Raw genomic sequence first — 13,874 nt, 5'->3', positions numbered from 1 at the left:
GAAATTCTCATTCCTGCAAGGTTTTCAAAACCTTGTAGGTATATTCAGAAAGTCAAAACAAAAGCCGACTTTAGTTTTTTGATTCAAGTTCAGTGTCAAACCAACAAGGTTTTGAAAACCTTGCAGGAGTTTACATTACTTTCGTAAATATTTTTTAATTTTTTATTTGCCATTCCAAAATAAATAATAACTTTGTAACGCAAAGTACTTTAATTATGAATCAAAAGCATCAAGAAGATTTAGCACATATTCGTTCCATGATGGAGCGTTCTTCCAGATTTATATCGTTAAGCGGACTTTCGGGGGTTTTCGCGGGTCTTTCGGCTTTAATCGGTGGTATTTATGTTTACCAGCTTTTTAAAGCAAATGGGATGGATTATCTAAGTGATGAACATAGATTGTATTCGGCTAATCTGGTAACCGAATTATTTTGGATTGGAATCATAATTATGACGTGTGCATTTGTTTTCGGAATCTTTTTTACTATTAGAAAAAGCCGAAAATACAATTTGCCAATCTGGACATCAGCTACAAAAAAGATGCTGTTTAATCTGGCAGTTCCACTTTTTGCAGGTGGAATATTTTGTCTTGCTTTAATGTATCACGGATATTTTGGATTAGTAGCACCTTCAACATTAATATTTTACGGACTTGCTGTTCTAAATGCAGAAAAATATACTTTTTCTGATATTAAATATTTAGGCTTTTCTGAATTAATTTTAGGACTTATTTCTATGTTCTATATTGGATATGGATTGATTTTCTGGATTTTAGGATTCGGAATTCTGCATATTTTATATGGTTTAGTGATGTTCAAAAAATACAAATAATTGAATGGGAATTATTGACAAACTAAATAAAGATTTCGAAAGCCGTGTCAGACTGGGTATTATGTCCATTTTGATGGTTAACGACTGGGTAGATTTTACCGAGATGAAAACGCTTTTGAATATCACCGATGGAAATTTGGCAAGTCATTCTTCTGCATTGGAGAAATCCGAATACATCGAAATTAAAAAGGAATTTGTTGGTAAAAAACCAAAAACATCTTATCAGGTAACACCGCTTGGCCGCGCGGCGTTCAAAGAACACCTTTTGTATCTCGAAAAATTAATGAAATCTTAAAAATTAAAAATTTTTGCCTAAAAACTTTGAATTACAAAGTACTTTTAAAAATTAAAATCATGAAAAAACATCAAATTATTTTAGCTTGTACGGCAGTTTTTGCACTGCTTTTTTACAATGAAGCTCCTGGAATAAATGTTTCTATCTTTGGAGTAATGTTGACGTTATTAGTTAGTTATTTCTTTCAGGAAAAACTAGTTGACAGATCACATCTTGTTCTAGTAATGACCTCTATTTTATCTTGTTTTGCCTTTGCTTGGTATGGCGATGCGGCGTCGTTTTTTTCTTTGGCCTTGTCCATTTTGTTTTTGCAATTTAAAACACAGGATGACAGACTTAAAATCATACAGATTTTTCCATTGATTATATTGAATGGATTTACATCACTGGGACGAATTTTTATTTTCAAGCAATGGCTTCCTGAACGAAAAATTCATAACGATTTTGCTAAGAAACTTGTAGCCTTTGTGGTGATTCCAGTAGTATTTCTAGGATTATTTTTTATTGTTTACTCTTTCGGAAGCAATCATTTTTCTTCATTATTTACAGATTATACTTTAGATATTGATATTTTCCAGTTGGTGTTAATCAGCATACTTGGGTTTTATATTTCATTTAGTTTTTGGAATTACTGGGTTCCAGATGCTTGTTACGAATTCAATCCAAAATTGAAAAATGACTTCAGTAATATCTCTGAACTAAAAAATCAAAGCACATTTACATTTCTTGATCTAGACTTCGAAAGAAAAAGTGGTGAAATCACATTGTTTCTCTTAAACATTATGCTGTTGGTTTTTATTGGAACTTATAACTACGAACAATTCTTTGAGGTTGTCGAAAAAAGTAATTTAAGCGCTGATATACATGAAAGGGTAAACGCAGTAATTTTCTCTATTTTAATGGCGGTAGGCGTAATTCTATTTTATTTTAAAGGCGGATTTAATTTTGATGAAAAAGCAAAAACGCTAAAAAACTTAGCTAAAATATGGCTTACATTAAATGTAGTTTTGATTGTAAGCGCCATGATTAAGAATACAGAATATGTATCATTTTATGGCTTGACATACAAACGTCTAGGGGTTTATGCCTTTTTAATCTTATCTATCGTAGGATTAGTAATTTCATTTCAGAAAATCAGAAAACAGAAAACGAATGCTTATCTTTTTAATCAAATGGTTTGGTATTTCTACGGAACGGTTCTTCTTTGCAGTTATGTGAACTGGGGGAATTTAGTAACTACTTATAATATCTCTGTAAACAAAGGAGTAGAACCCGTTTTCTTAAGCGGATTGAATTTTAATGACGAAGCTCGAAGAGAATATTTAGAAAAGAATAATTTAGATGGAAAGAATTCTGAAATTACAAGAGAGCAATTAATTACAAACTATCAAAATGCTGGATTTTTATCTAAAGCCTTATATTATGATTTCCTGCAAGTTAAAAATTAACATTTAATTTAGCTAATCTTTTAAATTGGTTTATAAATTTGTGGGATAAATAGTACAATTATGAATCATGCGTAGTTTTTGGATAATTTTAATTTTTTTGAATGGTGTTTTGTTAAAAGCACAAAAAGTGGTTGATAATCAGTTTGATAAAGATTTGATTTTGTATCTGCCCTTAAATGGGAATATACAAGATGCAAGTTATTTGAAAAACAGCTCTTATTCTCATTCTATTCAACCAGTAAAAGATAGAAGGGACAATACTAATGGAGCATTTTATTTTGGAAATGGAGGGTTTATCAGTATTGATGATGTTTCTAATTTTAATGGACTAACAGCTTTTACAATCACTGGATGGATTTATCTTGATAGATATGCTGAACATAATACAATTATTTCTAAAGTAGACCCAGGAAGAGATTTTAATTTACAGGTTCAGAATGACGGAACACTTAATTTTCACACCTATAAAAATGGTTATATCCACTTTAATTCTCAAGAAAAGATTCCTTTAAATCAATGGGTTCAGGTAGCTTTTATCTATACAGGGAAAATATTTCAGATGTATATAAACGGAGAGCAAAAAAAATTCACTATTAATTATGAAGGCGCAATTCTGCCAATGGAAGAGCTAAAATTTAATTTTTCATGGACAGGAGAGAGACTGACTATAGGAGATTTATATCCTTACGGTTATGAGAGTTTTTATGGAGCTATTGATGATCTGAAGGTTTATAAAAGAGCATTATCTTTTAGTGAAATCAAAAAGCTGTATGTTGCAAAAAACAGAGATAAGGGTATCGTTTATCCTTTAGAAATTGTTAATGATACGCCACAATACAAACAGGTTATTGAGGATTCTAATAATGATAACACTAAAGTTTCAGTTCCTTTAAATGAGAATTTAAAAACTGAAGTTCCTTTAAATGAGAATTCTAAAACTAAAGTTCCTTTATTGGAGTTGCCACAGGTTGATCCCCCTTTGCAACAAATAAAGCTTGAAAAATAAAAAAAGGAGGAGGCTCATTCATTCATCATTGTCCTCCTCTTTTTTTAAATCTTGGATCGTTTTTAGAGATATAGGTCGCTCTTCTGTTTGAGTTTGCATTTGAGCTTCTGTTTGTGTTTGAAGTCTCCACTTTTGGAAGACTTGCTTCTTCAGTTTTACTAGAAGGTTCAATTAACTGATTCAATTCTTTTATTTCAGCATCGGTTAAATCGCGGTAACGACCAACTGGAACATCCAAAGAAATATTGATAATTCGGATACGTTTCAGTGCTGTAACTTCATAACCTAAATATTCAGACATTCTTCTAATTTGACGGTTTAACCCCTGCGTTAGAATAATCTTAAAAGTATATTTACTGATTTGTTCTACTTTACATTTTTTGGTAACCGTATCTAAAATTGGAACACCATTTCCCATTCTTTGGATAAAACGTTCTGTGATAGGTTTGTTTACCGTAACGGTATATTCTTTTTCGTGGTTATTTCTGGCTCGAAGAATCTTGTTTACAATGTCACCGTCATTTGTCATGAAAATTAATCCTTCACTGGCTTTATCCAGCCTTCCAATTGGAAAAATTCGTTTTGGATAATTGATATAATCAACAATATTGTTTTTGACTTCCAGATTGGTGGTGCATTCAATTCCAACCGGTTTGTTGAATGCCAGATAAATCATTTTTTCTTGTTTTTCAACAATCAATTTGCCATTTATACGTACTTCATCATTTGGCGAAACTTTAGTTCCCATTTCTGGTACAGCACCATTTATTGTTACGCGTCCTTCTTCAATCAATTTATCAGCTTCGCGGCGAGAACAATACCCTGTTTCACTGATAAATTTATTAAGACGTTTTAAATTTTCTTCCATACTGCAAAAGTAGGCAAAAAAATGATTTTAGATTTCAGATTTCAGATTTTAGATTTTTTTGAAATGCTAATAGAAACCTTTGACATTTTGAATCTCTGCACCTTTTCTAAGATTCATGAAATAGTGAACTGTCCTCTGGAGTTTCTTTTCTTTCAAACATGCCGTAATCACGAACTACAGTCGCAATCCTTAAATGATAATCTTTAAAAATTCCGTTTCTTCCCTTGGCCTGCGCATGACGATGCATTTCAAGATTTCTCCATTGCTGAATACTTTCTTCATCTTTCCAAAAAGATAAAGACAAAATTTTTCCAGAATCATTAAGACTCTGAAATCTTTCAATGGAGATAAAACCATCTATTTGGTTCAATTCTGGACGAAGACTTGCTGCAATATCCAAATATTCATCTTTTTTGCCTTCGTTCGGGATAACTTCAAAAATTACAGCAATCATTTAATTGTAGATTTTAGATTTGAGAAAAAAATAGTGTTTTACGAGCTTAATATCAGCAAATTTGAAAAAGCCTTTGTTACTTTGCCTCTTTGTTACTTTGAGCCTTCAAAAAGAAACTCAATCACTTTATCATATAACTCATCATCGTGCATCCCGTGGCCTAAACCATCAGTTTCAATAAACTGACTGTTTTTCCAATTGCTGGCTATCTTTTTTCCTTCTTCAAAAGCTACAATTTTATCTGAAATATCATGTGCTATAAAGCCAGGAACGTTAAACTCTGATGCAAATTTTTGTCCCGAGAAATCTTCCAGTTTAAAATTGAAGCGATCTATGAATTTACTTTCTAAAAGAGAAAGCATTCTTTTATTCAAACTGAGCATTGAGATATAATTGTCAATCAGCGTTTTTAAATCGGAAGGAGCACCAAGAATTACCATTTTGTTTATACTGGTATTTGGAAATAAATATTGATGATAAACACAAGCAGCACCGCCAATAGAGTGTCCGATAATAACTTCAGGCTGATATTTTTCGACTGCTTTATTGATGAATTCAGTGTATAGTGGCACATTAAATTCTTTACCGCTGCTTTGTCCGTGAGCTGGAGCATCAAGAGCGATTATTGTGCTTCCTGATTTTTGAAGATGAGGAAGTGTTTTTTTCCAACGAGAAGCATTGCTTTCCCAGCCGTGGACCAATAGAATTTTGGTTTCGTTTCCTTTCCAAATATAAGTTTGAAAATGATGTTCGTTATGATGAAATATTTCTGTTTCAGTATTTCTCAAAACTTTAGGAAGCTCTTCTTTTTTTAATCGCCCAATTCGAGGCTGGCTAAAAAGCGCATAAGAAAGCTCCATTGCTTTTTGTGGACGCACATAACTCAAAAAGTTAATATAAGATCCAACAGATTTTAATGTAATAAAACGAATGCCTTTTTTAATTCCCAAAACTTAAATTTTTTCTAAAGGTAAAAAAAGGTCTGCCACGAATTACACAAATTAGCACGAATTTTTTATTCTCAGGATTATAGATAAAAAAAATAATTAGTGAAAATTAGTGTAATTCGTGGCGAAAATAAATACAAAAAAAAGTCCCGATTAAATCGGGACTTGATATTTAGAATTTTGCGAACAATTGTTCCATTTTTTCTTTTTCTTCTTCAGCTAATTGCGTATCAACCAAGATTCTTCCAGAGTGCTCATCAGTGATGATTTTCTTTCTTGAAGCAATTTCAACCTGAGTTTGAGGTGGAATTGTGAAGAAAGATCCAGCAGAAGCTCCTCTTTCGATAGAAACTACAGCCAATCCGTTACGAACACTGCTTCTGATTCTGTTGTAAGCTGCTAATAATCTGTCTTCGATTTGTGCAGCATATTCAGCAGATTTTTCAGTTAAGAAAGTTTCTTCTTTCTGAGTTTCAGCCATAATAGCATCCAATTCAGATTTTTTATGTTTTAAGTGAGAGCTTTTAGCATCAAGTTTTTCTTTTAAGTTAGAAATAACTTCTTTTTTGTGCTCGATAGAAGCTTTCATCTCTTTGATTTGCTTTTCAGCTAATTGAATTTCTAATTCCTGAAATTCAACTTCTTTTGTCAAAGAATTAAATTCTCTGTTGTTACGTACTGATTCTTGTTGTTTAGTGTACTTTTTAATAACCTCTTTATGCTCCTCAATAGCAATTTTCTTTGCTTTGATTTGCTCCTCAATCACTTCAAGTTCACCTTTCAGTTTTTCTGAACGAGTGCTCAAACCTGCAACTTCATCTTCTAAATCTTCAACCTCTAAAGGAAGTTCTCCTCTAACGTTTCTGATTTCGTCAATTCTAGAGTCAATAAGCTGTAAATCGTATATTGCTCTTAACTTGTCCTCAACACTTAATTCTTTCGTATTCGTCATATTTTATAAGTACTTAACTGGATTTGTATTTTCTTCCGATAAAATGATTGCAAAATTAAGAATTTTTTTTCGAAGATAATCAACAATATAATTTTTTGTATAGCGTTCACTCTCAAAATGACCAATATCGGCCAAAAGTAACTTGTTTTCAGCTTCATAAAACTGGTGATACTTCAAATCGGCAGTCAAAAAAGCATCGGCTCCAGCTTGAATTGCATTTTTTATAGCAAAACTTCCAGACCCTCCAAGCACGGCTACTTTTTTTATTTTTTTGCTTAAAAAAGCAGAATGACGAATTCCGTCAGCAATCATTTTATCTTTTACAAAATGAAGAAATTCTTTTTCATCCATTTCATTTTCAAATTCACCAATCATTCCCAAACCAATATTTTGATGAGAATTTTCAAGGTTATAAATTTCATAAGCCACTTCTTCGTAAATATGATTGGAAAAAAGGGCTTTTAAAATACGGGATTGTAAATGCTTTTCAAAAACAACTTCGATTTTGATTTCTTCTCCCGTATGAAGTTTTCCTTTTTCGCCAATAACAGGATTGCTGTCTTCATTTCCCTGAAAAGTAAAAAATCCCTTCGTATTAAAACTGCAGTTATCATAATTACCAATTTTTCCCGCACCGGCTTCAAATAAAGCATTTCGAAGTTTATCGGCATTATCGGGAACAGTATAAGTGACCAGTTTTTGAATGAAATTATTTTTAGGAACTAATATTTTAGTGTTGGTTAATCCTAAAGCATCACAGAAAATTTTATTGACTCCTTGCGAATGATTATCAAGTGCTGTATGAACAGCAAAAATGGCAATATCATTTTTAATAGCTTTTAAAATAGCTCTTTCGACATAATTTTTGCCTGTGATTTTTTTGATTCCAGAAAATAAGATAGGATGGAAGCAAACAACCAAACTGCAGTTTTTTGCTATAGCTTCTTCAATTACATTTTCTAGTGCATCGTGGCAAACTAAAACACCCGAACATTCAGTTTCGGAATCTCCAACTAAAAGACCAACATTGTCAAAATCTTCGGCGTAAGCCAAAGGTGCCATTTCTTCCAGAACGGATATGATATTTTTGATTTTCATTTTAAGTTTTGTTTCAAGTTTTACTTGTTTCAAGTTTCATGTTTAAAAAACAAGGCTTGAAAAGAAAAACAAATTAACGAATAAATCTTAAAATATTTCCGTGATATTGCGTTGTGCAAATTAGTAATCCAAATAAGACCATATTACTAGTATTACTAATTTTGTATCTTTGTGTTTAAATCAAGAACTATGAAAACGCTAACTATAAAAATAAACGAACGCACTAAGATAGGGAAGGCTTTTATCGCTATGTTTGATAGTTTTAAAGGTTTTGAGGAAATTGAGATTATTGAAACAGATTCTGAAAAAGTTAAAGCGGAAAAAAGTCCCTATGATCCCGAATTTGTAAAAATGGTATTAGAGGCAGATAAAAGAGGTGAATATAAAGAGGTCGATCCAAAAGATGTATGGGGAAGTTTAGGCTTAAAATAGAAAAATTAGCAGAATCACATTTAAAAAAACATTTCAAAGCAGGTAATCAGGCCAGTATAAAAAAAATTAACCAGATTTTAGAAGAGCTTAGCGAAACTCCTTATGAAGGTGTTGGAAAACCGGAAGCATTAAAATATGGATTGAGTGGGTTTTGGTCTAGAGAAATAAATTCTAAAGACAGGATTATATATAAAGTTCAGGAAGATATCGTAACCGTTTTTGTAATCTCTGCAATGGGGCATTATTCTGATAAATAATTCTATGAACATACTTCGAAAAATACTTTTCCCTTTCGCCGTTTTATACGGATTTATTACTTCAATTCGTAATTTTCTTTTTGATAAAGGAGTTTTAAAATCGACTTCATTTGATCTTCCGGTTATTGCAGTTGGAAATTTAAGTGTGGGCGGAACCGGGAAAACACCTCAAATAGAATATTTAATTCGATTATTATCAAATAAGTATAAAGTTGCTACTTTAAGCCGTGGTTATAAAAGAAAATCAGAAGGTTTCGTATTAGCTGATCAAAATTTGAATGCTGAAATTTTGGGAGATGAACCGTTTCAGTTTTATCAAAAATTTCCAAATGTGATGGTTGCCGTTGATGCCAATCGAACAAACGGGATTCAGCAATTGGTTTCACAAAAGGAAAAACCACAAATTATTTTACTTGATGACGCATATCAGCATCGAAAAGTAAAAGCGGGTTTTTATATTCTCCTAACGGCTTACGATGATCTGTATGCAGACGATTTTATGCTGCCAACTGGAAATTTAAGAGAGAGCAGGAGCGGAGCAGAAAGAGCCAATATTGTTGTGGTTACCAAATGCCCAAAAGTTTTATCGCAAGAAAAACAAGCAGAAATTCGATTAAAGTTAAAACTAAGTTGCTCGCAGCAACTTTTCTTTACGTTTATAGATTATGATGAAGAAATTTACAGTTCAACAGGAAAAATTGCTGTGAGCGAAATAAAATCAGAATCTAAATTACTTTTGGCAGGAATTGCAAAACCAAAGCCATTCTTTGATTACTTAAAAAATGATAATGATGAATGCTTAACTTTTCCAGATCATCATCATTTTTCTGATACCGATTTAGAAACGATTTTAACTAAAGCAAACGGAAGAAAAATAATTACAACTGAAAAAGATTACGTTCGTTTAAAAGATTCAAAACTGGTTTCGCAATTGTATTATCTTCCAATAAAAAGTACTTTCATCAATCACCAGCAAAATTTTGATGTTACCATTTTAGAGTATGTCAAATAAAAAAACTTAATATCTCAGCGTCTTAGCATCTTAGAAACTTAGAGTGTTAATCAAAAAAACTTAGCAATTGTGCTGTAAAACTCGTCAGGTACAAAAGGTTTGGTAATTACATCGTCCATTCCAAAAGAAAGAAGCATGTCTCGGTTTTCGTCAAGCGAAATAGCAGTCAGTGCGATAATCGGGGTCGATTTATCAAATTCTCGAATTAATTTGGTGGCTGTTGTGCCATTAATGCCAGGAAGATGAACATCCATTAAAACCATATCAAAACGTTTGATCTTTAAAAGCTCAACCGCATCTTCTCCATTATCTATGATTTCGCAGTTAATGTCTTTGTTTTCAAGCATTTTTCGAGTTATCATTTGATTGATTTTGTTGTCCTCAATCAATAAAATAGATTTATGTTTCAATTGTGTGTCACTATAAGGTTTTACTTCTTCAATTACTTCCAATGGTTCGTTGTTGATTTTAAAATTTAATTTGAAGGTAAAAGTAGAACCTTTACCCACTTCGCTTTTTAGTTTTATTTCTCCGCCAAGGAGTTCGATTAGTTTTTTTACAATAGTTAGGCCAAGACCTGTTCCGCCATATTTTCTGTTTACTTCGATAGATCCTTGTGAGAAGCTTTCAAATACCGTTTGAAGTTTGTCTTCAGGAATTCCAATTCCAGTATCCACAATTTCAAAATAAATAGTAGCGGTATCCTCTTCTTGAGAGTAGAGTTTTGCAATAACACTTACATGTCCGTTTTGGGTAAACTTTAAAGCATTATTAATCAGGTTTAATATAATTTGGGACAGTTTTGTTGGATCGCCCATTAAATTGTCAGGAATCGATTTGTCTATCTCTAAATTGAAATAATTTTTATTGGCGGTAGCTAATTCTTTTAAAGAACTCTGAATATTGAATAAAAGTTCTTTTAGATTAAAACTAATATTTTCCACCTCAACTTTAGTTGAATCGATTTTGTTGATTTCTAAAATCTCATTAATGAAAGTCGTGAGATAGTTTCCAGAAAACTTTAAAGATTCCAGATATTTTAATTGTTTTTTCTTTGGATTGTCTTCCAGTAAAATATGTGTGATTCCGTTAATGGCGTTCAACGGAGTTCTTAATTCATGACTTACTGTTGACAAGAATTCAGATCTTGCTTTGGATGCTTTTTCAGCTTTGTTTTTAGCCAGAATCAATTCTTTGTTTTTTTCGCGGAGCAGTAAATTATTCTGGTTTCTAATAATGTTGTTTTTATACAAAGCTAAACTCAAAAGAGATAAAATTGAAATTAAAGCAATAGCCAGAATGCTGACTAACTTGGAATAACGATAGGTTTTAAGCTGGATTTTTTCTTCGCTTTCTCTTTTTATAGTATTATTTAAAGACTGATTTTTTTTGAATTTTTCGAATTCATTTAAATCAATTTTAGCATTTTTTAATCTCAGAAGATAATTTTCTAACTGATAATGTTCATCTAAAAAAGAATAAGCCATATCATAATTTTTATTCTGCTTATAATATTGGCTTATGGCTAAAACAATTTTAGATTTTTTTGGAAGGTCGTTGCTTTTTTCGTTGTAATCTAATGCTTTGTCAAAATAAACCATAGCAGAATCGTTCCTTTTCAACTGTGTTTCAATTAAACCAAGTTGATAATAAGAATCGACTTTTGTTTTTATAATGCTGGGATTATTTGCTTTTTTCGTTATGTTCTTGAAGGTTTTTGCTGCTAGAACAAGGTCGTTATTTTTCTTTTGGGCCAATGCTTTCTGATAATTCAGCGCTTCAGCATGATCCGTAATATTAAGTTCTTTCAGTAAACTTTCTGCTTTTGAATAATAAACATCAGCAGTTTTATAGTCACCTTTTGCTGTATTGGCTACTCCAATATAGTATAATGCCAAAGCCTTAATGCAGCTTGGTTTTAATGTATCGTATATGGCAACTGTTTTGTGAAAGTTTTTTAAAGCGTCTTCTAGTTTTCCTTGGTTGTAAAAAATCTTCCCAAGCTTTAAAGTCTGATTCGCTAAATTTTCTGTTTGACCATGTACTTCGCAGAAACTAATGGATTTTTGAGTGTAAAGAGCTGCCTCGTTATACTTTTTATTGCCAAGATTGGAGTTGGCCAGTTTGTTATAATAGATAACACTATCCGTATTCTTTTTAGCTTGAGAATACAAAGTCGAGTTAAGAAAGCAAACAACAATAAAAAGATAGTATTTCATGTATGGCAATGCTTTTACAATGAATCTTATTTTTTTCTTATGAGTAAAATTAAATCGATCAATCTTGATGAATAGCCAATCTCGTTGTCGTACCAGCCTACTACTTTTACCATTTTGTCGATAACCGAAGTAAGTTGTGCATCAAATAAACAAGAATGTGTATTGCCAATTACATCTACCGAGACAATTGGATCTTCGGTGTAATCTAATATTCCTTTTAAATTTGTTTTTGAGGCTTCTTTAAATGCTTTATTTATTTCTTCAATGCTTACAGCACGTTTTACATTGAAGGTAATGTCTGTTAATGAACCGTCGGGAACAGGAACTCTAATCCCGCATCCTCCCATTTTGTTGTGCAATTTAGGAAAAATTTTTGTTAATGCCTTAGCTGCACCAGTAGTTGTTGGAACAATTGACTGACTTGCACCTCTAGCACGACGCAAATCCTTGTGCGGTTGGTCATGAAGACTTTGATCTGTTGTAAAAGAATGTATTGTTGTAATGTAAGCCTGCTCAATACCGCATAACTCTTCGATAATTTTAATCATCGGTGCAGCGTTGTTTGTAGTACAGCTTGCATTTGACACTATTGTTTCATATCCAGCCAGAATATTTTCATTTACTCCAAGAACTACCGTTTTTATAGTATCTACTTCAGATGGAGCAGAAAGAATTACTTTTTTAGCACCAACTTCGAGATGCCTATTTAATTCTTCGTGTGTTTTATATTTTCCTGTAGATTCAATTACGATATCAATCGAATGTGAATTCCAGTCTAGATTTGAAATGTTTTTTTCATGAAAAAAGAAAAAATGCCTGCCGTCTACAATAATACTATTTTCGTCATGACTGACCTCAAAAGGTAAAACACCATGGATACTGTCGTATTTAATTAAATGTGACATCGTTTTATTGTCAGCAATGTCATTTATAGCAACGACTTCAATTTCAGGATGATTTAAAAGAAGACGGAATAAATTTCTCCCGATTCTTCCAAATCCGTTAATGGCAATTCTTGTTTTCAATTATTTGGTTTATTCGTTTAATAGCTAAAATCGTTTAACTGTTTAAAACGTTCGCTTTTGCGATTAAACAATTAAACAGTTAAACGATTTTTCTGAATTTATAAAATATGCTTTTGTGCTTTGTATGAAGAACGAACAAGCGGTCCGCTTTCTACATGTCGGAAACCTAAATCAAGTCCGAATTGTTCATATCGGGAAAATTGTTCAGGTGTAATGAATTCTTTTACAGGAAGGTGTTTTTTACTTGGCTGTAAATATTGTCCAATGGTTACAACATCTACATTAGCATTTCTTAAATCTGTCATAGTCTGAAAAACTTCTTCTTCTGTTTCTCCAAGACCTAACATAATTCCAGATTTGGTTCTGTTGATGCCTTTTTCTTTTAAATAACGAAGAACTTCTAGGCTTCGGTCATACTTTGCTTGAATACGAACTTCACGAGTTAGGCGTCTTACCGTTTCCATATTATGAGAAACCACTTCTGGGTTTGCTTCTACAATACGGTCTAAATTTCTTTCCATTCCCTGAAAATCTGGAATCAAAGTTTCGAGAGTTGTAGTTGGATTCATTCTGCGGATAGCTCTCACAGTTTCCATCCAAATAATAGAACCTCCATCTTTTAAATCATCTCTATCCACGCTAGTAATTACGGCATGTTTGATATTCATGATTTTAATAGAGCGAGCTACTTTTTCAGGTTCGTCCCAGTCTACTGTTTCAGGTCTTCCGGTTTTAACACCACAGAATCCGCAAGAACGGGTGCAGACATTTCCTAAAATCATGAAAGTTGCAGTTCCTTCACCCCAACATTCTCCCATATTTGGGCAGCTTCCTGAAGTACAAATCGTATTTAAACTATATTTATCAACCAAACCTCTTAGTTCAGTATATTTTTGTCCAATTGGCAGTTTTACTTTTAACCACTTAGGTTTTGCAGTAGTTAAGTTTGCTTCGGATGTTTCCATATATCAATAATCAAAGCACAAAGATACGGAATGTAGTTCATTTTGAGGACTAAATTTGCTTTTCGT

15 protein-coding genes are annotated in these 13,874 nt (G+C 32.3%); 7 read left to right on the top strand and 8 right to left on the bottom strand.

Going from position 1 to position 13,874, the window contains the following annotated elements; translation table 11 throughout:
* The first annotated feature begins 215 nt into the window (after positions 1-215).
* The 4 genes from BM289_RS18725 (at position 216) to BM289_RS18710 (ending at position 3,579) form a co-directional block, all read left to right on the top strand.
* The gene (locus BM289_RS18725; RefSeq protein WP_091496400.1) at positions 216-830 is read left to right on the top strand and encodes a hypothetical protein; all 615 of its coding nucleotides are present in this window, start codon (positions 216-218) and stop codon (positions 828-830) included.
* A gap of 4 nt (positions 831-834) precedes the next feature.
* Positions 835-1,125, top strand: coding sequence for a winged helix-turn-helix domain-containing protein (locus tag BM289_RS18720; RefSeq protein ID WP_091496398.1), 291 nt, complete (start codon positions 835-837; stop codon positions 1,123-1,125).
* Between the two features lie 59 nt (positions 1,126-1,184).
* A complete protein-coding gene (locus BM289_RS18715) occupies positions 1,185-2,573 on the top strand; it encodes a DUF4153 domain-containing protein (RefSeq protein WP_091496396.1) in 1,389 nt (462 codons plus the stop codon).
* Positions 2,574-2,640: 67 nt separating this feature from the next.
* Complete coding sequence (locus BM289_RS18710; RefSeq protein WP_091496395.1) at positions 2,641-3,579, top strand: LamG domain-containing protein; 939 nt, start codon at positions 2,641-2,643, stop codon at positions 3,577-3,579.
* Positions 3,580-3,604: 25 nt separating this feature from the next.
* On the opposite strand, the gene rluF is transcribed toward BM289_RS18710, so the two are convergent.
* The 5 genes from rluF to BM289_RS18685 all read right to left on the bottom strand — a co-directional run bounded on the left by rluF (position 3,605) and on the right by BM289_RS18685 (position 7,898).
* Positions 3,605-4,447: a 23S rRNA pseudouridine(2604) synthase RluF gene (rluF, locus tag BM289_RS18705; protein ID WP_091496393.1), complete on the bottom strand. Its 843-nt coding sequence runs from the start codon at positions 4,445-4,447 to the stop codon at positions 3,605-3,607.
* Positions 4,448-4,553: 106 nt separating this feature from the next.
* Entirely contained in the window at positions 4,554-4,901 is a 348-nt protein-coding gene (locus BM289_RS18700) for an antibiotic biosynthesis monooxygenase family protein (RefSeq protein WP_091496391.1), read from the bottom strand.
* 92 nt (positions 4,902-4,993) lie between these two features.
* Positions 4,994-5,851 carry an alpha/beta fold hydrolase gene (locus tag BM289_RS18695; RefSeq protein ID WP_091496389.1) on the bottom strand — a complete coding sequence of 286 codons (858 nt, stop codon included), beginning with the start codon at positions 5,849-5,851 and terminating at the stop codon, positions 4,994-4,996.
* A gap of 169 nt (positions 5,852-6,020) precedes the next feature.
* Positions 6,021-6,800, bottom strand: a complete 780-nt coding sequence (locus BM289_RS18690; protein ID WP_091496387.1) for a zinc ribbon domain-containing protein — start codon at positions 6,798-6,800, stop codon at positions 6,021-6,023.
* Positions 6,801-6,803: 3 nt separating this feature from the next.
* Positions 6,804-7,898, bottom strand: coding sequence for a Nif3-like dinuclear metal center hexameric protein (locus BM289_RS18685; RefSeq protein WP_091496776.1), 1,095 nt, complete (start codon positions 7,896-7,898; stop codon positions 6,804-6,806).
* Positions 7,899-8,087: 189 nt separating this feature from the next.
* On the opposite strand from BM289_RS18685, the gene BM289_RS18680 reads away from it, so the two are divergent.
* From BM289_RS18680 to lpxK, 3 genes are read left to right on the top strand one after another with little or no spacing between them, the layout of a single operon-like run.
* Positions 8,088-8,330 (top strand): DUF2683 family protein, encoded by a 243-nt coding sequence (locus BM289_RS18680; RefSeq protein WP_091496385.1) that lies wholly within the window; start codon positions 8,088-8,090, stop codon positions 8,328-8,330.
* A complete protein-coding gene (locus BM289_RS18675; protein ID WP_091496383.1) occupies positions 8,306-8,587 on the top strand; it encodes a Txe/YoeB family addiction module toxin in 282 nt (93 codons plus the stop codon). Before BM289_RS18680 ends, BM289_RS18675 begins: the two co-directional genes overlap by 25 nt.
* A gap of 4 nt (positions 8,588-8,591) precedes the next feature.
* Positions 8,592-9,599 carry a tetraacyldisaccharide 4'-kinase gene (lpxK, locus tag BM289_RS18670; RefSeq protein ID WP_091496381.1) on the top strand — a complete coding sequence of 336 codons (1,008 nt, stop codon included), beginning with the start codon at positions 8,592-8,594 and terminating at the stop codon, positions 9,597-9,599.
* 50 nt (positions 9,600-9,649) lie between these two features.
* Here lpxK and BM289_RS18665 read toward each other — a convergent pair whose 3' ends face one another.
* The 3 genes from BM289_RS18665 to lipA all read right to left on the bottom strand — a co-directional run bounded on the left by BM289_RS18665 (position 9,650) and on the right by lipA (position 13,808).
* Positions 9,650-11,818, bottom strand: coding sequence for a tetratricopeptide repeat-containing hybrid sensor histidine kinase/response regulator (locus BM289_RS18665; protein ID WP_091496379.1), 2,169 nt, complete (start codon positions 11,816-11,818; stop codon positions 9,650-9,652).
* A gap of 26 nt (positions 11,819-11,844) precedes the next feature.
* Positions 11,845-12,843, bottom strand: coding sequence for a type I glyceraldehyde-3-phosphate dehydrogenase (gene gap, locus BM289_RS18660; protein WP_091496377.1), 999 nt, complete (start codon positions 12,841-12,843; stop codon positions 11,845-11,847).
* A 98-nt stretch (positions 12,844-12,941) separates the two neighbouring features.
* Positions 12,942-13,808 (bottom strand): lipoyl synthase, encoded by an 867-nt coding sequence (gene lipA / locus BM289_RS18655; RefSeq protein ID WP_091496375.1) that lies wholly within the window; start codon positions 13,806-13,808, stop codon positions 12,942-12,944.
* Between the last annotated feature and the right edge of the window lie 66 nt (positions 13,809-13,874).

The organism is Flavobacterium phragmitis (genome assembly GCF_900112575.1).
GTDB lineage: Bacteria > Bacteroidota > Bacteroidia > Flavobacteriales > Flavobacteriaceae > Flavobacterium > Flavobacterium phragmitis.
This window is presented reverse-complemented; position numbering and strand designations above follow the sequence as displayed.